This window comes from Nocardia sp. NPDC088792 (assembly GCF_044750615.1).
GTDB lineage: Bacteria > Actinomycetota > Actinomycetes > Mycobacteriales > Mycobacteriaceae > Nocardia.
In genome coordinates, this window is record NZ_JBIVKC010000001.1 from 1,037,688 (window position 1) to 1,056,336 (window position 18,649).

Sequence of the window (18,649 nt, forward strand, 5' to 3'; positions counted from 1 at the left end):
AACGCGAAAAACACGGCGGCCCCGGGCTTTTCGCCCGGGGCCGCGACTGTTCAGGTGGTCAGAACTCCCAGTCTTCGTCTTCGGTGTTGACTGCCTTGCCGATGACGTAGCTGGAGCCCGAACCGGAGAAGAAGTCGTGGTTCTCGTCGGCGTTGGGGGAAAGGGCCGACAGGATGGCGGGATTCACGTCGCACTCGTCCTTGGGGAACAAGCCCTCGTAGCCGAGGTTCATGAGCGCCTTGTTGGCGTTGTAGCGCAGGAACTTCTTGACGTCCTCGGTGAGGCCGACCTCGTCGTAGAGGTCCTGGGTGTATTCGACCTCGTTCTCGTACAGCTCGAACAGCAACTCGAAGGTGTAGGCCTTGAGCTCCTCGCGCTCGGCCTCGGAGACGAGTTCCAGGCCCTTCTGGTACTTGTAGCCGATGTAGTAGCCGTGCACGGCCTCGTCGCGGATGATCAGGCGGATCATGTCGGCGGTATTGGTGAGCTTGGCCCGCGAGGACCAGTGCATGGGCAGGTAGAAGCCGGAGTAGAAGAGGAAGGACTCCAGCAGGGTGGAGGCCACCTTGCGCTTGAGCGGATCCTCGCCGTTGTAGTAGTCGAGCACGATCTCGGCCTTGCGCTGCAGGTTCCGGTTCTCCTCGGACCAGCGGAAGGCCTCGTCGATCTCGCGCGAGGAGCACAGCGTGGAGAAGATCTGGCTGTAGCTCTTGGCGTGCACCGACTCCATGAAGGCGACGTTGGTGAGGACGGCCTCCTCGTGCGGGGTGAGCGCGTCGGGGATGAGGCTGACCGCGCCGACCGTGCCCTGGATGGTGTCCAGCAGGGTGAGGCCGGTGAAAACCCGCATGGTCAGCTGCTTCTCACCGGCGGTCAGCGTGGCCCAGGAGGGGATGTCGTTGGAGACCGGGACCTTTTCCGGCAACCAGAAGTTGCCGGTGAGCCGATCCCAGACCTCGGCATCCTTGTCGTCCTGCACGCGGTTCCAGTTGATCGCCGATACCCGGTCGATCACCTTGGTCACCCGCATCGATGTATGGTCCACAGTCATCCTCTCAGCTCACCCATTCCCGTGCCTGAAACACTACTACTTGGGGACGTCAGCTCCTTGCAGCACAAGACCTTGTGTCCCAGTGAGGTCATCGAGCTGGGCTGGGGCTATGCCGGAAATCGTGTGCCAGTACATCCTCCGGACCAGCAAATTACAGGCGTGTGTTCCGACACAGCAGCAGGGGCCGGGCGTGGCGGCGTCCACCACGGAGATTGCCGATAGTTCCCCGGGGCATAATTTTTCGATCATTTTCCGCTAAGCAGGCCCTCCGCGGCATTGGGCGCGCGTACCCGCATGGCCTAATCTCTGGCCCTGTGCGTGTTTTGGTATTGGAGGACGACCAGCAGCTCTGCCGTGAAGTGACCGAGGGGTTGCGCTCGGCAGGGTTCGCGGTCGACCACGCACACCATATCGCCGACGCCGATTTCAAGATCGCCATCAATCGCTACGACTGCCTGGTGATCGACCGCGGCCTGCCCGACGGCGACGGCCTCGACCTCGTCGCGGGGGCGCGGCATGCCGGGCATACGGTGCCGGTGCTCATGCTCACCGGCCGCGACGGCCTGCACGACCGGCTGGCCGGCTTCGAACAGGGCGCCGACGACTACCTGACCAAACCGTTCGCGCTGCCCGAGCTGGTGATGCGGGTGCGGGCCCTGTGCCGGCGCCGCGAACAGCCGGCCGCCGCGCGAATCGTGCTGGGCGACATCGATATCGACCTGATGCGGCGGCGGGTGGCGCGCGGCGGGATCCTGTTGTCGTTGACGCCCAAGGAATTCGCCGTGCTCGAACTGATCGCGTCCCGGCGCGGCAGCGTGGTCTCGCGCACCGATCTCATCGAATGCTGCTGGGACGAAATGGCGGAGCCGGCCTCCAATGTGGTGGACGCGGTGGTCGCGAAGCTGCGCCGCAAACTCGGCGAACCGTGCGTGATCGAAACCGTGCGCGGCAGCGGGTTTCTCATCTCGGGTGAGGCCGTGTCCGGGATGGCGCAGCGGTGAGCGCGCACCGGTCACCCGCGGTCGCCAGGCTGCGGCGGGCCCGCTGGATGATGACCGCCATGGTCGCGGTGATCACGCTGACCTCCGTGCTGGTGCTGGGTTTCGTCGCGTCCGGCATCGATGCGCGGGCTCGGGCCACCGCGGCCGACCGGCAGGTCGAGGCGGTGGCGGGCGGGCTCGCGCGGGCCATCCAGCACGATGACAAACGGGCACTGGACCTCTCGACGGTGATCGACGATCAACTCGCCAAGGGGTCCACCGGCGTCGTGGTGATGGTGCACAAGGCGGGTGAACCCTGGAAGCAGGCGCACACCTATCAGCGGTCGCTCATGCCGGACGACAATCAGCTGTCCACCTTCGCCACCCAGACCGACGATCACTCCGACGGCGTCCTCTACGCCTCGGACCTGTACTCCGCCACCGATATCACCGGCCGGCCGGTGCGGATCGCGGGCACCCCGGTGTACTGGCAGGACTGGGACAATGTGGTGGTCATCCTGGCCGGTTCGGAGGCCATGGCGAATCCGGGCGCGCACCGGAACCTGGTGTGGGAGTTGATCATCGGCGGTGGCCTGCTGGTGGTGCTGTCCACCACCGCCGCCTTCTTCCTGTCCGGCCGCAGCCTGCGGCACGCGGTGCGCATGCTGGACGAGCACGAGCAGTTCCTCGGCGATGCCGCACACGAATTGCGCACGCCCCTCACGACTTTGAAGCTCCTCACCGAATCCCGCCCGAAACCGGAGGAGGTGCAGCAAACCCTCGCCGAGGCCCGCCGCCTGGCCGACCGCATGGCCCGCCTGGTCACCGGCCTGCTCGCCCGCGCCCGCATGCAATCCGGCATCGCCGAGCCCGAACGCACCATGCTGCGCCTGGACCAACTGGCCGAGGCCGTCGCCGACGAGGCCGCCGACCCCCGCATCACGGTCACCGTCCACCCGAGCGTGGTGGTCGGCGACCCGCAATTGCTGAGCCTCGCCATCCGGAACATGCTGGAGAACGGCCTCACTCACGGCGCGGTCAACCGCGCCGCCCCCGTCGAGGTCCACGTCGCCGAGGGCCGGGTCAGTATCCGCGACCACGGACCCGGCGTCGATCCGGTCATGTCCGCCAGCCCCTTCAACCGTGGCGCCGCCGGCCGCAGCGGCCGCAACGGCATCGGGCTCGCCCTGGTCGCCTGGGTCGCGGAAGCCCACGGCGGCAACGCCTCCATAGAACCCGCGGCCGGCGGCGGCACCATCGCCACCCTCTGGCTCCCGCCCGCCGACATCACCGCCGGCGCTTCGGCCCCCGCCCGCGGATAACCGCACGGGTATCCGCCACGCGGGCGGCGGGCCGGCCGTCGGTGGGCGCGGGTAGCATCGCGGGTCGCGGGGCACGCCAGTGGAGGGCACGGGTATGGGGTTGGAATCGCTGACCATGGTGCGGCACGGGGAAAGTACCGGGAATGCCGCACTGGCACAGGCCATTCAGGACGGGGCGGAGGTATTCGACAAGGGCGGGCGCGATGCCGATGTGCCGCTGTCCGAGCGGGGGAAGATCCAGGCCGGACTGGTGGGCGCGTGGCTCATGCGGCGGCCCGAGCGGCCCACCAGCGTGCTGTGCTCGCCGTATGTGCGGGCGCGGGAAACCGCCGGGATCGCACTGCAATCCATCCTGGTACCGGAATCCCGGCTGGACGAGCGGCTGCGGGATCGCGAGAACGGTGTGCTCTCCGGGCTCACGGCGCGGGGCATCGCCCGCCGCTACCCGGTCGAGCGGCAGGAACGAGAGCGGTTGGGGCGGTTCTACTATCGGCCGCCGGGTGGTGAGTCGTGGACCGACGTGGCCTTGCGACTGCGCAGCCTGCTGCCCGAATTATCGGGACACGTCCTGGTTTTCGCGCATGACATCGTCGTGGTCATGACGCGCTACATCCTCGAAGAGCTGGACGAGCGGGCCATCCTGGAGATCGAGTCGAACCAGCTGGCGAACGCCTCGATCTCCCGTTGGGAGCGGACGGATTCCGGGCTGCGGCGGATCGCCTACAACGACACCTCACATCTGGAATAACTCAACGTTGTTGCGGGGCGGCCGGCACCAGGGCGCCGGTGCAGACGCTCGTGATCAGGGGGATATCCGCGCGGCGGGCGCGCAGCCAGTCGAGGGTGGGTTCGTCGTGAACGAGGGGCCGGGTGCCCATGCCGCCGGGGAAGAGCAGGATTCCGATGGTGCGCGTGGTCTCACCCATGGCGTCGATCGTCCCATGTGCCGGGTTATGAACCTTCACAACGTGGGTATGGATGACCTCGGGCCGCATCACAGCGGTTGATCGAACCTCATCGCCGAAGGCCCGGCGATGCGTTACCGTTCTGTGTCCGGGGACTGGCTTACCGGGGGTGGAAGTAAGGAGTCGTCATGTCCGTCGACATCCCGCTCACCGTGTCGGGAACCCCGATTTCCTCACCGCTCAAGGACGTTCGCGGGCTGGCGCAGCACATGGTGGGTCATTTCGTGGAGACGGTGGCGCCGTGCGGCACGCTGCCCGGCGACGCCATCCACGGCGATGTCACCACCATCACCCGCACCTGCCTGGAGCTGGCGGTGGGCATGCTGGACGGCCGCGACCTCCCGGAGAAGACCAAGCGCCTGGAGCAGGCCGCCGCGCAGTGGGCGCGCGAGGGCATTCCGATCGACACCATCCATCACGCCATCCACGAGGGTTTCAAGATCGGTTTCGAGCTGGTGATCTCGTCCGCCGCGACGCAGCACATCCGGCAGGACGAACCGGACGGGGAGACCACCCTCGCGCTCTCCGTCACCGATTTCATGAACATGATGGACGGCGCGAAACTCGTGGTCGAACTGCTGGATCGGATGACCTCGGCGGTGGCGATGGCGTATGTGCGCGAATTGCGTTCCGTGGTCAGCGAACACCACACCGCCGTGCACACGCTCACCTCGGCGCTGCTGGGCGGGCACAGCACCTCCACCATGGCGCGCGAATGCGGTATCGAGATCGCCGATTCGTATCACGTGCTGGCCGTATCGATTCCGGCGCATCCGGAGGAGCAGGATCCGGCGGTGGACGGCAAGGTGGTGGCGCGGCGCAAACTGCGCCGGGTACAGGCCGAACTGGCCACCCGCTGCACCGGGCAGGCGCTGTCGCTGCTGAGCGTGGACGGCGGGACCATCCTGGTGCCGGTCGCCGAGGGCTCGGACGAGGGGCTGGATGCCTTGGTGGATCAGCTGTCCCGGGCCGCGCAGGTGCCGGTGACCGCGACCCTGGTGTCGGCGCCGCCGCCGCGCTTGCCGGATGCGGCCGATCAGGCGCACGAGCTGCTCGATATCGTGCAGCGATTGGGCTTGGTGCGCGGGCTGTTCCGCTTCGACGAGCTGGCGCTGGAGTATCAGCTGACGCGGCCGGGGCCGGGGCGTGATCATCTGGGTTCGCTGCTGGACACCCTGGAGGAGCATCCGGAGTTGCTGGAGACGTTGCAGGTGCACATCAGCAATAATCTGAATCGGCAGCGGACCGCGCGGTTGCTGCATGTGCACACCAATACGGTCGACTACAGGCTGAAGAAGATCGGGCAGCTCACGGGATTCGACCCGACCCAGGCTTCCGGCCTCTGGTACCTACGCTCGGCGCTGGTGGCCCGCACCTACGAAGCAGGCTGAGCCACAACCCGAATCCCCTGTTCAGACCAGCCTATGTTTCTGTTCCGACGAGTAACAACAAAACTCGCGACCCCCTTGTGAGTTGTCCAAGGCGGCCCGCGAAACACCGTCTGTGACAGCCGGCTACCCCTACCTTCGGTACGAGGCACCATCCGGACGAAGGAGCAGGGTATGACCGGAATCGCCGAGGACAGAATACTTTTCGACAGCTCGGGGGAAGCTTTGACGCACAGGGTAACCGTCTATCTCGGCGCACCGGCCGACGGCGCCGAACTCACCATGGAATACGCCGCCACCTGGGCCGAGGCCAGCGAATTCACCATGGCCGCGGTGCATGCCGGACTGGTCGTCACGGTCGACGGCCGGCTGCGGCCCGGCCTGCGCCGACTACCGCGATACGGCCTGCGACACTAGCTATTCGGGCGGGAACGCGGTCGACAGCGTTTGCCACATCGGCCCCAGCTGGGCGGAGAAATCCGCCCAGTCGTGAATACCGGCGGGCAGATAGTCCACGGTCGCCGGAATCCCGAGATCGGCCAGGCGATGCGCGAAGGTCTCGGTGCAGATCCGAGCCCCGGCCTCCAGCGCCACTCCCCCGCCCGCCTGCTGCAGGGCGCCGAGCGGATTCGGGGACTGCAGGATCTGGTTCAGATCCAGCGAGGTGGGTAGCCCGCTCGCCGCGGAGAGATGAATCACCGTGCCGCGCAAGGCCGCCGCGCCCAGCAGACTGTCATGGGTGAGCCAGTCCAGGGTCCCGGGCGGTCCCCACATCTTGGCGACATTGCCGCCCCGCGATTCCACGGTCAGGGTGGTGACCGCGGCCCCGGTGCTGTCGACGGTGGAGTAGCAGCCGCTCAAACCGCCCACGGCCTGGTAGAAACCGGGATGCCGGTGCGCGAGCATCATCGCGCCCTGGGCGCCCATGGAGACGCCCGCGATGCCCCGCCGGCCGTCGGAATGCAGGTAGGGCTCGATGATTCCGGGCAATTCGGTGGTGAGGAACGTCTCCCATCGATTCACGCCGAGCGCGGCGTCGGGGCGCAGCCAGTCGGTGTACATGCTGCCGGTGCCGCCGGAGGGCAGCACCACGTCGACCGGTTTGTCCGCGAAGAAGTCCGCGGCATTGCCCTTGGTGAGCCAGTCCGAAACCGGTTCGGCGTCGACGCCGTCCAGCAGGTAGAGCGTCGGACGCGGGCCGTCCCCCGCCCCGTGCAGGACATCCACCGACAGCGTCCGGTTCATCGCGGCCGAGTGCACCTGCACCCGTTCCCATTGCGGCCCTATCTGTTCGCTGCTGATCACCCCCGCGTGCGCCGTCAGCCCGTGCATCGGTGGCGTCGCCCGCACTTCGCCCGCCGGCAGTACCGCGAGGGCTGCCATCACGACCGCGGCTCCGGCGATCATCCGCCGCTGCACGATGTCCGACATCGCCACTCCTCCCGTAGGGTTCGCTCGAGCACCGAGGCTAGGGCGGGCCCCGATGCGAAGGTGTCGATTCGATAAAGATCTGGGCCATTCACCGCCACCCGGGCGGGGCGCTGTTGCCCGTCACAATGACTACCGTGCGGAAATACTGCGTACTGCGCGGAAATCGGACGACACGCGGCGTCAGGCCGCCTACACACGAATACCCACCGTGCGGGTTCTAAACGGAGACCCACACGAAAAGGCTCGCTGCACACAGGAAAAGGCCCACCGAGCGGGCGCGAGAACTCCGCTCGGTGGGCTGTTGTTTCCGGTAGGGGAAGTACGGCTGTTGCCGCACTGGCTGTTCGAGAACACCGGCCCCGGCTGCGGCAGTCGAGCGGGGCCCAGATACCTCCGATTCCGTTGTCGCAGTGAGGAATTCAGCTACGACGCCGGACCGCGCTGAGGTGGCGTCGAAACCACAGCGAGCGTATCCGCGGCGCCGCCCGGGAGACCCGGGGCGGCATCGGGTTCTGGAGAGTTCACAACCGCCACCGCGTGTGCTCGGGGATCGAGCACAGCGGTAGCGGTAATTCTCAGGGGTTGACGGCGAGGAGCAACTTGCCGGTCGAGGTGCGCCCGCCCATGAGCCGGTGCGCGTCCGCCGCATCCTCGAGGGCGAACTCCGCCGTGATCGGCAACTCCACCTTCCCCGAGGTGGCCAGCGCGAAGGCGTGGGAGGCGATGTCCTGCAACAGCTCCGGATCGTCGACGCTCAGACCGAGAATGGAGAACGCGGACACCGACCGGCCCTCGGGCGCGAGATCGCCCGCGCCGACTGTCCAGGCCGCTTCACCGCCGGCATTGCCGTAGGACACCAATCGGCCGAAGCGGGCCAGCGCGCCGAGCCCGTGGCGCAGCGTCTCGCCGCCGACGGAATCGAAGACCAGATCCACGCCGCGGCCATCGGTCGCCCGGCGCACATCCGCGCCGAAAGAGGCGTTCAGGAAGGCGTCGTCGTAGCCGAGTTTGCGCGCGTACTCGGCCTTCTCGGCACTCGAGACCACACCGTAGACCGCGCCCGCACCGGCCAGCTTCGCGACCTGGCCCAGCACGCTGCCGACCCCGCCGGCGGCGGCCTGCACCAGCACCGACTCGCCCTCGCGCACCCGGCCGACCAGGTGCACCAGCGCGTACGCGGTGGGCAGCACGGTGGGCAGGGTTGCGGCCGTGCGCAGGTCGACACCCTCGGGGATAGGGAACACGGTGGAGGTGGGCACCACCGCGATATCGGCGTAGGCGCCGGACTGCGTGATGGCCGCGACCCGCTGGCCGACGGTCAGCCCCTGCACGCCCGCGCCCAGCGCGCGAATCCGGCCGGACAGTTCCAGTCCGGGCACGAACGGCAACGCCGGTACCCGGTAGCCGACCTGGGTGGCCTGGAGATCCGCGAAATTGACGCCGACATAAGCGACCTCGATCGAGACCTCACCCGGTCCGGGTTCGGGCACGTCCAGCTCTACCAGCTGAAGTACCTCGGGCCCACCGTATTCCTCGAAACGCACTGCACGCATCGTCACAACTCCCATTCTCGATCCCATGTGACGATGCATAGTAACCAGCTGGTTGGCTCGAGTATTTCGGTCGAAGACACGAAAAGGGCGCTCCCGGAAACCGGAAGCGCCCCTTCACATTGCCGTGGTTTACAGCATGCAGCTCACGCAGCCCTCGACCTCGGTGCCTTCCAGGGCCATCTGCCGGATGCGGATGTAGTACAGCGTCTTGATGCCCTTGCGCCAGGCGTAGATCTGCGCCCGGTTCACATCGCGGGTGGTGGCGCTGTCCTTGAAGAAGAGCGTCAGCGACAGCCCCTGATCCACGTGCTGGGTGGCCGCGGCGTAGGTGTCGATGATCTTCTCGTAGCCGATTTCGTAGGCGTCCTCGAAGTAGTCGAGGTTCTCGTTGGTCAGGTAAGGGGCCGGGTAGTAGACGCGGCCGATCTTGCCTTCCTTGCGGATCTCGATCTTCGACGCGACCGGGTGGATGGAACTGGTCGAGTGGTTGATGTAGGAGATCGAGCCGGTCGGCGGCACCGCCTGCAGGTTCTGGTTGTAGATGCCGTGCGCCATGACCGACGCCTTCAGCTCCCGCCAGTCGTCCTGGGTCGGAATGTGCACGCCCGCCTCGGCGAAGATCTGCCGCACCCGCTCGGTCTTCGGCTCCCACACCTGCTCGGTGTATTTGTCGAAGAACTCACCCGACGCGTACTTCGAATCCGGGAAGCCACCGAAGTAGCTGCCGCGCTCGATGGCGATCAGGTTCGACGCCCGGATGGCGTGGTAGGCAACCGAATAGAAGTAGATATTGGTGAAGTCCACGCCCTCTTCGGAGCCGTAGTGGACGTGCTCGCGCGCCAGGTAGCCGTGCAGGTTCATCTGCCCCAGGCCGATGGCGTGCGATTCATTGTTGCCCTGCTCGATCGACGGCACCGAGTAGATGTGCGTCTGATCCGAGACGGCGGTGAGCGCGCGGATCGCGGTCTCCACGGTCTTGCCGAGATCCGGCGAATCCATGGTCTTCGCGATGTTCAGCGAGCCCAGGTTGCAGGAGATGTCCTTGCCCACCTTGGAATAGGACAGATCGTCGTTGAACTCCGACGGCGTGGAGACCTGCAGGATCTCCGAGCACAGGTTGGAGTGGGTGATCTTGCCCTTCACCGGGTTGGACCGGTTCACGGTGTCCTCGTACATGATGTACGGGTAGCCGGACTCGAACTGCAGCTCGGCAATGGTCTGGAAGAACTCGCGCGCCTTGATCTTCGACTTGCGGATGCGCTTGTCGTCGACCATCTCGTAGTACTTCTCGGTGACATCGATATCGGCGAACGGCACGCCGTAGATGCGCTCCACGTCGTACGGCGAGAACAGGTACATGTCCTCGTTCTTCTTCGCCAGCTCGAAGGTGATGTCCGGGATGACCACACCCAGCGAGAGCGTCTTGATGCGGATCTTCTCGTCCGCGTTCTCGCGCTTGGTGTCGAGGAAGCGGTAGATGTCCGGGTGGTGGGCGTGCAGGTAGACCGCGCCCGCACCCTGCCGCGCACCCAGCTGGTTCGCGTAGGAGAAGGAGTCCTCGAGCAGCTTCATGATCGGGATGACACCCGAGGACTGGTTCTCGATCTTCTTGATCGGCGCGCCGGTCTCACGAATATTGCTGAGCAGCAAGGCGACACCGCCGCCGCGCTTGGACAGCTGCAGGGCGGAGTTGATGGAGCGCCCGATGGACTCCATATTGTCTTCGATGCGCAGCAGGAAACAGGACACCGGTTCGCCGCGCTGCTTCTTGCCCGAGTTGAGGAAGGTCGGGGTGGCCGGCTGGAAGCGGCCGTCCATGATCTCCTCGACCAGCTCCTGCGCCAGGGTTTCGTCACCGGCGGCCAGGGTCATGGCGACCAGGCAGACGCGGTCCTCGAAACGCTCCAGGTAGCGCTTGCCGTCGAAGGTCTTGAGCGTGTAGCTCGTGTAGTACTTGAACGCGCCGAGGAAGGTCGGGAAGCGGAACTTCTTGCCGTACGCCTGCTTGAACAGCTTCTTGGTGAAGTCGAAGCTGTACTGATCGAGTACCTCGGTCTCGTAATAGTTTTCCTTGACCAGGTAGTCGAGCTTCTCGCGCAGGTTGTGGAAGAAGACCGTGTTCTGGTTGACGTGCTGCAGGAAGTACTGGTGCGCGGCCTCGCGGTCCTTGTCGAACTGGATCTCGCCGTTGGGGCCGTACAGATTCAGCATCGCGTTGAGCGCGTGGTAGTCCAGGCCCGCGGTATTCGAGTCCCCGCTGACGGGTCGCTCTACGCGGGCAGTCTTTCCGACCGGTGCTGTTGTCGTTGCCAAAACAATCCCAATCCCTCTCGGACGCGCGCGACGTCCTCGGCAGTTCCCATGAGTTCGAAGCGATACAGGTAGGGGACCCCTGTTTTGCGTGAGATGACTTCTCCCGCATAGCAGTACGTATCGCCGAAGTTCGTATTGCCGGCCGCGATCACGCCCCGCAGCAGTGCGCGGTTGGGTGGATCGTTGAGGAACTTGGCCACCTGACGGGGGACGAATTCCTTATCGGATCGCTGGCCACCCAGCACGTGCTTACCGCCCCCGTAGGTCGGGACGATGAGCACGTAGGGTTGGTCGACGCGAAGGGAGTCGGCAGTGTGTATCGGTATGCGAGCGGCGGGGAGACCCAGCCGTTCGACGAAGCGGTGCGTGTTCTCCGAAGCGCTCGAGAAGTAGACGAGATCCGGTGTCCCGGAAGATATCTCGGTCATCTCCCCTCCTTTCGATTCGGACGAACCTGCAGGAGTGCCGCCGGCCGGGCCGGCGGCTCCGGCCGCGGTTAGGCGACCGCGACGGCGTCGGCGAGCGCCTTGATGCGGTCCGGGCGGAAGCCGGACCAGTGGTTGTCACCGGCGACGACGACGGGGGCCTGCAGGTAGCCCAGGGCCATGACGTAATCGCGGGCTTCGGGGTTCTCGGAGATGTCGATGACTTCGTAGTCGACACCGGCCTTGTCGAGGGCGCGGTAGGTGGCGTTGCACTGGACACAAGCGGGCTTGGTGTAAACGGTGATGGTCATTGGTATCCCCTGTCTCCTGGCCTTCGGTCCGTTGCTTGTGCACGACTGAAAAGCGATCCACGTACTTGATGCGCAAACCCCTGGAAGCGAGACCGAAGCCCCTGGTCACTCGGCTGCGTTCGAGGCGCTGCCCTAGTGGCCTTCCAGCTCCCAAGACACTACACCTAGTGGCCGACAGATTCTGACAACACGACATGTTGCGACTCACAAACGTGAAATTCGGATCGGGTAAGTACCTGGACACTCGATTCGCAACTCGACACGACTGAGGCGTAGATCACAATTTCGGCATTCAGCACATTTCCAGCAAACCCACCGTTCCCGCTGATCAACAACCATCACACGAGTCACAGACGCAGCGATCGACCAAGCGGTTCCAAGGGGTTCGATTGCACTGCCCCAACTTTCGGGGGCTTCCGCGCTTCGGCGTGTCGCGACTCAGCCGATGGTGAAGCGCGAGCCCTCGACAGGGCCGGGTACGAGCATGCGATTCATCGCCGGAATCCCGTACATCTCGGCGTTGTAGGCGGCGAGGGGCTGCCCGTCGATGGCGATCTCGGTGAAGGTCACCGGGTCGAAGCCGGGCAGCGCGGCATTCAGATGTCCCTCGAGCACGATCTCCGCGGTCCGCGGCGGCGCGGCGGACGCCGCCACCGTGGTGTGCGACCAGCCGAGCGTCCGGTTCTCCAGCGTCATGATGTAGCTGCCGCCGTCCCACGCCACCCGCGAATGCATGACATCGCCGCCGCGCACCACATCGCTGTAGGTGATCGGCGGATCCGGATAGCCCTCCCACCAGCCGTCGATCTGCTGATCCGGGCGGCAGGCATCGCCCAGCACGCCGAGGGCGCACAGCCCGTCCGCCGCGGCGCCCAGCACATTGCTCATCACCGCGCCCATGTTCATGACCGAGCCGGACAGGTTCGCATCCGCGTAGGCGATACCGGCGGCCAGGTTCTCCACCTGAATTCCCGGCATGGCCGCATATACGGCGGCGTCACTCGCGCACATCGACTCGACACCGGTTTGCATGAGCGGCAAGGCGACCTGCCCGCTCAGTGCGGCCGCGCCGTTGAGGCCGACCCATGGCACCACCCGCTGCAGCACACCCGGGTTGTCACAGGAGATCTGCGGTTGTACCCAGGTGGCGCTCACCTCGTGGAAATCACCCCGGACCACATAACCGGCCCAATTGCCGAGATAGAGGCGGACATTCGACTCGGCGACGGTCTCCGCGGCGGCGGCATCGGCCGCGTTCCCCACCATCACGGCGGCCGAAACGGTCAGCGTGAGGGCCATCCAACACCGACTCAACACTGAGTTGCCCGTTGGTAGCTTCATGTTTCGAAGTTACCCCGCAATGGTCCGGAAAAGCCGCAGGCCACGGCTGAAAAGCCGTGGCCTTGCGCTGAATTCAGGGAATGACCGCCGAAATTGTTAAATTGTTGCCGAACCCGATTCAAAGTGCGTTGCCGAACCCGATTCGGAGCGCGTTCCGGGTTAATCCTCTAATCCCGGAAATCGCGTTCCCTTCAGGCGTTGGCGTGCGCCTTGGCGGCCTCCGCCAGCAGGTGGACCGTGCCGGCCAGCTGGGTCAGCGCCTCGGCATCGTCGGCCGGGTGCGTCTCCGCGAAACGCTGCCCGATGCCGCCGAAGTTCAGCGACGCGTCCCCGAGCACCTCGGCGCCCGCCACGCCCAGCGCCTTCACCGCGTCGCCGTGCGACCACTTGGCGGCGTTCGAGCTGATGGACGCGCTGATCACGGCGACCGGGCGGCCCTTCAGCGCGCCGACGCCGTACGGGCGGGAGGCCCAGTCGATGGCGTTCTTGAGCACGGCCGGCAGCGTGCCGTTGTATTCGGGGGTGACGAGCAGCAGGCCGTCGGCCTGGCCGACCGCGTCGCGCAGGGCCTGGGCGGCGGCCGGGGCCTCACCGGGGACGTCGAGATCCTCGTTGTAGAACGGGATATCGCCGAGGCCCTCGTAGATTGTGATGTCGACGCCCTCGGGCGCGGTCTGTACGGCCGCCTCGGCGAGGCGGCGGTTGATCGACGCGGCACGGAGGCTGCCGACGAGGACGAGCAGGCGGGTCTGCGACATGATGATCACTCCTGTGCGGTACTGATTCAACGGTGGAAGTTTCGATACACTGTAACCGGACTGCGGTCCGGTTACATTCCACGGGGTAGGAGCACAGAGCTGTGACACGCGACACACCATCGACGGACTCGGGTCCGGAGTTCACCGTCGCACTTCCGATCGAACCCATCGGCGCGCTCGCGCCCGAACACTCCGTACCGCTGCTCATGCCCGGCAGCAGCCAGGAACGCAGCGACGCCGCCCGCAACCGGCAACTCCTGCTCGACGCCGCCGAGGCCCTGGTCCGCGAATTCGGCGCCGACGCCGTCACCATGGACGCCGTCGCCAAACGCGCCGGCGTCGGCAAGGGCACCGTGTTCCGGCGCTTCGGCAACCGCGCCGGACTCATGCTCGCCCTGCTCGACCAATCCGACCAGAAACTGCAGTGGGCCTACATGTTCGGGCCGCCACCGCTCGGGCCGGGCGGGGAACCGGTACCACGACTCATCGCCTTCGGGCGCGCCCACCTGGAGCGTGTCGAGGTGGAGGGTGATGTCCGCCGGGCCGCGGCCGCCGGCGCCAGCCGCTACTCCGGCGCGCCCTACAACATCGCGAAAACCCATGTGTCCCTGCTGCTCCGGCAGGCCGACACGCCCGGGGAGATCCCGCTGCTCGCGGACACCCTGCTGGCCTCGCTGGACGCCGAGCTGGTGCTGCATCAGATCCGGGCCAACGGCTACACGCCCGAACAGATCGGCGACCAGTGGGAAACCCTCGTCCGGCAGGTCACCGCGGGGGGCCGACCGTTACAGTGACCCGCATGGGAGACCTGCGCGAACAGATCATCGCCGAATTGGGCGTTCAGCCGACCATCGTCCCGAAAACCGAAGTGCGGCGGCGCATCGACTTTCTCAAGGACTATGTGCGCGCCACGCCCGCCAAGGGCTTCGTGCTCGGCATCAGCGGCGGCCAGGACTCCACCCTCACCGGCCGGCTCTGCCAGCTCGCCGTCGAGGAACTCCGCACCGAAGGACAGGACGCCACCTTCGTGGCCGTGCGCCTCCCCTACGGCGTGCAGGCCGACGAGGCCGACGCCCAGATCGCGCTGCGTTTCATCAAGCCCGACCACTCCGTGGTCGTGAACGTCAAGCCCAGCGCCGACGCCGCCGCCGAAGAGGCCGCCTACGGCATCGACGAACTGCTCGGCAGTGACACCCGCCTCCGCGATTTCGTCCGCGGCAATATCAAGGCCCGCGAGCGCATGGTCCTGCAATATGCCATCGCCGGGCAGCTCAATCTCCTGGTGGTCGGCACCGACCATGCCGCCGAAGCCATCACCGGCTTCTTCACCAAGTTCGGCGACGGCGGCGTGGACATCACCCCCCTCACCGGACTCACCAAACGCCAAGGCGCAGACCTCCTCCAAGAACTCGGCGCCCCGCCCAGCGTCTGGCAGAAGGTCCCCACCGCCGACCTCGAGGACGGCCGCCCCGCCCTCCCCGACGAAGAGGCCCTCGGCCTCAAGTACAACCAGATCGACGATTACCTCGAAGGCAGGGAAGTAACCCCCGAGGTGGCCGAAAAACTCGAAACCATTTACCGCAACACCCGCCACAAGCGCACGGTCCCCGTCACCCCGCTCGACAATTGGTGGCAGTGACCCTTACCCGGAATTCGATGGCCCGCTAGTTCGCGCCGCTCTTGCCGTCCGGGTCGTCGATGAGACGGCGGTGGAGTTCGGTCGTCATGGCGTGGATGGCGCGGGTGAGTTCGGTGTTGGTCTTGAGTTCGAGTTCCTGCTGGGTGAAGTCGTGATCGGCTTTGATCTGCTGGAATTCGGCCTGCCGGTTCTGGCCGATCATGACGAAGGTGGAGAGGAAGATCGCCTCCAGCGAGACGACCAGGGTGAGGGTCGGCCAGGGGGACTTCTCCACCCAGATCATCCAGACCGCGAAACCGATCGCGTGGATGTAGACGAACCGCATGGAGCCGGCGAACTTGGTGATCCAATCCGCTACTCGCAGTTGCAGACTGGCGGCGCGCTCCTCGCGGAGTTTGATTACGGCGGGGTGCTGGGCGGGCTTCGATGCCTGCGACATGACCGGGGCTCCTGGCTGCGATTGCGGGGACGCGCCGAATGCTAGTGGCAGCAACCGCACTTCGCGCGCGCGACGCGAATCAGGCGCGCGGCCCGGCAGATCGGCGCGCTAGCCGCCCGCGAAGGGCGGGAGGACGTCGACCCGGGAGGTGAGGGGGGCGGTGGCATCGCGGGTGAGTTCGTCGCCGATGAGGTAGGCGCAGACCTTCAGCATCGGGTCGAGTTTCTCGCCGTAGGTGGCGGAGAGTGTGGTGCGCAGATCGCCCACGGTAGCGGTGGCGGGCAGGTCCAGGACTTCGGACTGCTTGCCCACCGCATCGGCGATGGCGGCGAAATAGCGGACCTCAACCACCGATGGCTCCCATCGTTCGTTCGGGCGGGACGAAACCGGCGGCATCGATGCCGTGACCGGCCCACTTGTTCCACATGGCGCCGCGCCACAGCCCGGCGATCTCCGCGTCACCCGCGCCGGAGCGCAGGGCGGCGCGCACATCGTATTCCTGGTCGCTGAAGAGGCAGGAGCGGATGCGGCCGTCGGCGGTCAAGCGGGTGCGGTCGCAGTCGCCGCAGAATTTGCGGGTCACCGAGGCGATGATGCCGACGGTGGCGGGACCGCCGTTCACCAGCCAGCGTTCGGCGGGTGCGGCCGGATCGTCGCGGCCGACCTCGGTGAGGGTGAAGCGCCTGCCGAGTTCGGCGAGCAGTTCCTCGGCGGTGATCATGTTCGCGCGCGCCCATTCGTGGTCGGCGTCGAGCGGCATCTCCTCGATGAACCGGAGTTCGCAACGCTCGTCGATGCACCACCGCAGCAGGTCGGCCGCCCCGGCGAGGGTGTCGCGCATGAGCACCGCATTGATCTTGATGGGCGCCAGCCCGGCATCGCGTGCGGTGCGGATGCCGGCCAGTACCGAATCCAGCCGGTCGCGGCGGGTGAGGCGGGCGAACCCGTCCCGGTCCACGGTATCGAGCGAGACATTGATGCGATTCAGCCCGGCCGCCACGAGTTTGCGCGCGCGATGCTCGAGCCCCACCCCATTGGTGGTCATGGCGATCGGAATATCGGGGAGTTCGGCGCGGCAGCCCGCGATGATCGTTTCCAGATCCCGGCGCATGAGCGGTTCGCCGCCGGTGAATCGCACTTCGCGCACACCCAGTTCGTGAGCCGCCAGCGTGACCAGCCGCACGATTTCGCCGGCGGTCAGCAATTCGTCGGCGGGGATGGGCGGCAAACCCTCTTCGGGCATGCAGTAGGTACAGCGCAGCGAACACTTCTCGGTAATGGACACCCGCAGGTCACGCGCCACCCGGCCGAAGCGGTCGATGAGGAGGGGCGTGTCCGGGCGGCCGTCCGACGAGGGCTGCCCGGTGCGCACTGCGGGCATGCCCATCGCGACCACGGTCATTCGACCATTATGTCTACCTGCGCAAGCCTTTGTGTGATCCTACGAATTCGGCTATATCACGGCACTCGGGTAGGGCCTTTGCCGTGCGGCCGCGTATAGGCTCGGCGGCATGAGTTTCCGCCCTGCCGTCGCCCCGGCCCGATCCGTCGAAGACCACCGGCTTCACATCGAGGATTTGCTGAATCCGCTCGCGATGCGTGGCAGTGAGACGGCGGCGATGGCGGCGGCGCTGGGCCGGCGGCTCGCGGCGGACGTGTTCGCCCCCCTGGATCTGCCGGTGTTCCGGAACTCGGCAATGGACGGTTACGCGGTGCGGGCGGCGTCAGTCGCGGTGGTGCCGGTGACCCTGCCGCTGGCGGGTGTCGTCGCCGCCGGCAATACCGATCAGCCGGTGCTGCCGCCGGGCGCGGCCATGAAGGTGATGACCGGGGCGCCCATCCCGCCCGGCGCGGACTGCGTCATCCCCGTCGAGCACACGCGCAGCGACGGTAAGACGGTCACCGTCGAACACGGCCGCAGCGCAGGCGAATTCGTCCGCGAACCCGGCACCGACGTGCGTGCCGGACAATTGCTGGCCACCGCGGGCACCGTGCTGCGCCCCCGCCACATCGCCGCCCTCGCCGCGGTCGGCCTCGGCGAACTGACCGTCACCCGGCGCGTCCGCGCCGCCGTCATCACCACCGGCGACGAACTCCGCCCGGCCGGCGCCCACCTGCTGCCGGGTCAGATCTACAACTCGAACGGCATCGCCCTGGCCGCGGCGCTCACCGACAATGACGTCGACGTGGTGTCGGTCGCGCATTCCACCGACGATCCCGCCGAATTCCGCGCCCGCCTCGCCGAGGCCGTCGCACAGGCCGACGTGGTCTTCACTTCCGGCGGCGTCTCCATGGGCGACTTCGAGGTGGTGAAGGACGTGCTCGCCGAGCTCGGCGGCCGGTTCGGCGCGGTCGCCATGCAACCCGGCGGACCGCAGGGCCTGAGCGTCGTCGACGACATCCCCGTACTCAGCTTCCCCGGCAATCCGGTGAGCACCATGGTCTCGTTCGAGGTGTTCGCGCGGCCGGTGCTGCGCCGCCTGGCGGGACTGCCCGATCTCCCCATTTCCGAACTGCCGCTGCTGGATCCGGTCCGCTCCCCCGCCGGCAAGCGGCAGTTCCTGCGCGGCAAGCTCGCCGACGGCGGCGTGCACCTGGTGTCCGGTCAGGGCTCGCATCTGGTGGCGAGCATGGCTCGAGCCGATGTGCTGGTGAACATTCCGCCGCAGGCCACCGACGTGGCGGCCGGGACGATCGTCGAAGTGCACCCGCTGTGAGTGGCGACTGCCGCAC

Annotated in this window: 20 protein-coding genes; 8 read left to right on the forward strand and 12 right to left on the reverse strand. The window is 66.6% G+C overall.

Going from position 1 to position 18,649, the window contains the following annotated elements:
- Positions 1–58: 58 nt before the first annotated feature.
- The gene (gene nrdF / locus ACIP5Y_RS05100; RefSeq protein ID WP_400347699.1) at positions 59–1,030 is read right to left on the reverse strand and encodes a class 1b ribonucleoside-diphosphate reductase subunit beta; all 972 of its coding nucleotides are present in this window, start codon (positions 1,028–1,030) and stop codon (positions 59–61) included.
- A 335-nt stretch (positions 1,031–1,365) separates the two neighbouring features.
- Between nrdF and ACIP5Y_RS05105 the strand changes: the two genes are divergently transcribed.
- The 3 genes from ACIP5Y_RS05105 (at position 1,366) to ACIP5Y_RS05115 (ending at position 4,101) form a co-directional block, all read left to right on the forward strand.
- A complete protein-coding gene (locus tag ACIP5Y_RS05105) occupies positions 1,366–2,052 on the forward strand; it encodes a response regulator transcription factor (RefSeq protein WP_400347700.1) in 687 nt (228 codons plus the stop codon).
- Entirely contained in the window at positions 2,049–3,353 is a 1,305-nt protein-coding gene (locus ACIP5Y_RS05110) for a sensor histidine kinase (protein WP_400347702.1), read from the forward strand. Before ACIP5Y_RS05105 ends, ACIP5Y_RS05110 begins: the two co-directional genes overlap by 4 nt.
- Positions 3,354–3,447: 94 nt before the next feature.
- Positions 3,448–4,101, forward strand: a complete 654-nt coding sequence (locus tag ACIP5Y_RS05115) for a histidine phosphatase family protein (RefSeq protein WP_400347704.1) — start codon at positions 3,448–3,450, stop codon at positions 4,099–4,101.
- Between the two features lies 1 nt (position 4,102).
- Here ACIP5Y_RS05115 and ACIP5Y_RS05120 read toward each other — a convergent pair whose 3' ends face one another.
- A complete protein-coding gene (locus ACIP5Y_RS05120) occupies positions 4,103–4,279 on the reverse strand; it encodes a hypothetical protein (protein WP_400347706.1) in 177 nt (58 codons plus the stop codon).
- 167 nt (positions 4,280–4,446) lie between these two features.
- Between ACIP5Y_RS05120 and ACIP5Y_RS05125 the strand changes: the two genes are divergently transcribed.
- On the forward strand, positions 4,447–5,709 hold the full coding sequence (locus tag ACIP5Y_RS05125) for a PucR family transcriptional regulator (protein ID WP_400347707.1): 1,263 nt from the start codon (positions 4,447–4,449) through the stop codon (positions 5,707–5,709).
- Positions 5,710–5,880: 171 nt separating this feature from the next.
- Complete coding sequence (locus ACIP5Y_RS05130) at positions 5,881–6,123, forward strand: hypothetical protein (RefSeq protein WP_400347709.1); 243 nt, start codon at positions 5,881–5,883, stop codon at positions 6,121–6,123.
- Here the strand turns inward: ACIP5Y_RS05130 and ACIP5Y_RS05135 are convergent, their stop codons facing one another.
- The 7 genes from ACIP5Y_RS05135 to ACIP5Y_RS05165 all read right to left on the reverse strand — a co-directional run bounded on the left by ACIP5Y_RS05135 (position 6,124) and on the right by ACIP5Y_RS05165 (position 13,838).
- On the reverse strand, positions 6,124–7,137 hold the full coding sequence (locus ACIP5Y_RS05135) for an alpha/beta hydrolase (protein ID WP_400347710.1): 1,014 nt from the start codon (positions 7,135–7,137) through the stop codon (positions 6,124–6,126).
- 575 nt (positions 7,138–7,712) lie between these two features.
- Positions 7,713–8,690: a zinc-binding alcohol dehydrogenase family protein gene (locus ACIP5Y_RS05140; RefSeq protein ID WP_400349135.1), complete on the reverse strand. Its 978-nt coding sequence runs from the start codon at positions 8,688–8,690 to the stop codon at positions 7,713–7,715.
- A gap of 129 nt (positions 8,691–8,819) precedes the next feature.
- Positions 8,820–10,901 (reverse strand): class 1b ribonucleoside-diphosphate reductase subunit alpha, encoded by a 2,082-nt coding sequence (gene nrdE, locus ACIP5Y_RS05145; protein WP_400349136.1) that lies wholly within the window; start codon positions 10,899–10,901, stop codon positions 8,820–8,822.
- A gap of 59 nt (positions 10,902–10,960) precedes the next feature.
- On the reverse strand, positions 10,961–11,431 hold the full coding sequence (gene nrdI / locus ACIP5Y_RS05150) for a class Ib ribonucleoside-diphosphate reductase assembly flavoprotein NrdI (RefSeq protein ID WP_400347712.1): 471 nt from the start codon (positions 11,429–11,431) through the stop codon (positions 10,961–10,963).
- 68 nt (positions 11,432–11,499) lie between these two features.
- Positions 11,500–11,739, reverse strand: a complete 240-nt coding sequence (locus tag ACIP5Y_RS05155) for a redoxin NrdH (RefSeq protein WP_397003201.1) — start codon at positions 11,737–11,739, stop codon at positions 11,500–11,502.
- A 438-nt stretch (positions 11,740–12,177) separates the two neighbouring features.
- Positions 12,178–13,038, reverse strand: a complete 861-nt coding sequence (locus tag ACIP5Y_RS05160; RefSeq protein ID WP_400347714.1) for a G1 family glutamic endopeptidase — start codon at positions 13,036–13,038, stop codon at positions 12,178–12,180.
- A gap of 233 nt (positions 13,039–13,271) precedes the next feature.
- A complete protein-coding gene (locus ACIP5Y_RS05165; RefSeq protein WP_400347716.1) occupies positions 13,272–13,838 on the reverse strand; it encodes an NAD(P)H-dependent oxidoreductase in 567 nt (188 codons plus the stop codon).
- A gap of 206 nt (positions 13,839–14,044) precedes the next feature.
- On the opposite strand from ACIP5Y_RS05165, the gene ACIP5Y_RS05170 reads away from it, so the two are divergent.
- The gene (locus tag ACIP5Y_RS05170; RefSeq protein WP_400349138.1) at positions 14,045–14,632 is read left to right on the forward strand and encodes a TetR/AcrR family transcriptional regulator; all 588 of its coding nucleotides are present in this window, start codon (positions 14,045–14,047) and stop codon (positions 14,630–14,632) included.
- Between the two features lie 5 nt (positions 14,633–14,637).
- Entirely contained in the window at positions 14,638–15,477 is an 840-nt protein-coding gene (gene nadE / locus ACIP5Y_RS05175) for an ammonia-dependent NAD(+) synthetase (RefSeq protein WP_400347718.1), read from the forward strand.
- Between the two features lie 25 nt (positions 15,478–15,502).
- Here the strand turns inward: nadE and ACIP5Y_RS05180 are convergent, their stop codons facing one another.
- From ACIP5Y_RS05180 to moaA, 3 genes are all read right to left on the reverse strand, one after another.
- Entirely contained in the window at positions 15,503–15,916 is a 414-nt protein-coding gene (locus ACIP5Y_RS05180) for a DUF1003 domain-containing protein (RefSeq protein ID WP_400347720.1), read from the reverse strand.
- 108 nt (positions 15,917–16,024) lie between these two features.
- Positions 16,025–16,267, reverse strand: coding sequence for a MoaD/ThiS family protein (locus ACIP5Y_RS05185; protein ID WP_400347722.1), 243 nt, complete (start codon positions 16,265–16,267; stop codon positions 16,025–16,027).
- Positions 16,260–17,318 (reverse strand): GTP 3',8-cyclase MoaA, encoded by a 1,059-nt coding sequence (gene moaA / locus ACIP5Y_RS05190; protein ID WP_400347723.1) that lies wholly within the window; start codon positions 17,316–17,318, stop codon positions 16,260–16,262. Before moaA ends, ACIP5Y_RS05185 begins: the two co-directional genes overlap by 8 nt.
- A gap of 109 nt (positions 17,319–17,427) precedes the next feature.
- Between moaA and glp the strand changes: the two genes are divergently transcribed.
- Positions 17,428–18,633 carry a gephyrin-like molybdotransferase Glp gene (gene glp / locus ACIP5Y_RS05195; protein ID WP_400347725.1) on the forward strand — a complete coding sequence of 402 codons (1,206 nt, stop codon included), beginning with the start codon at positions 17,428–17,430 and terminating at the stop codon, positions 18,631–18,633.
- Positions 18,634–18,649 lie beyond the last annotated feature (16 nt).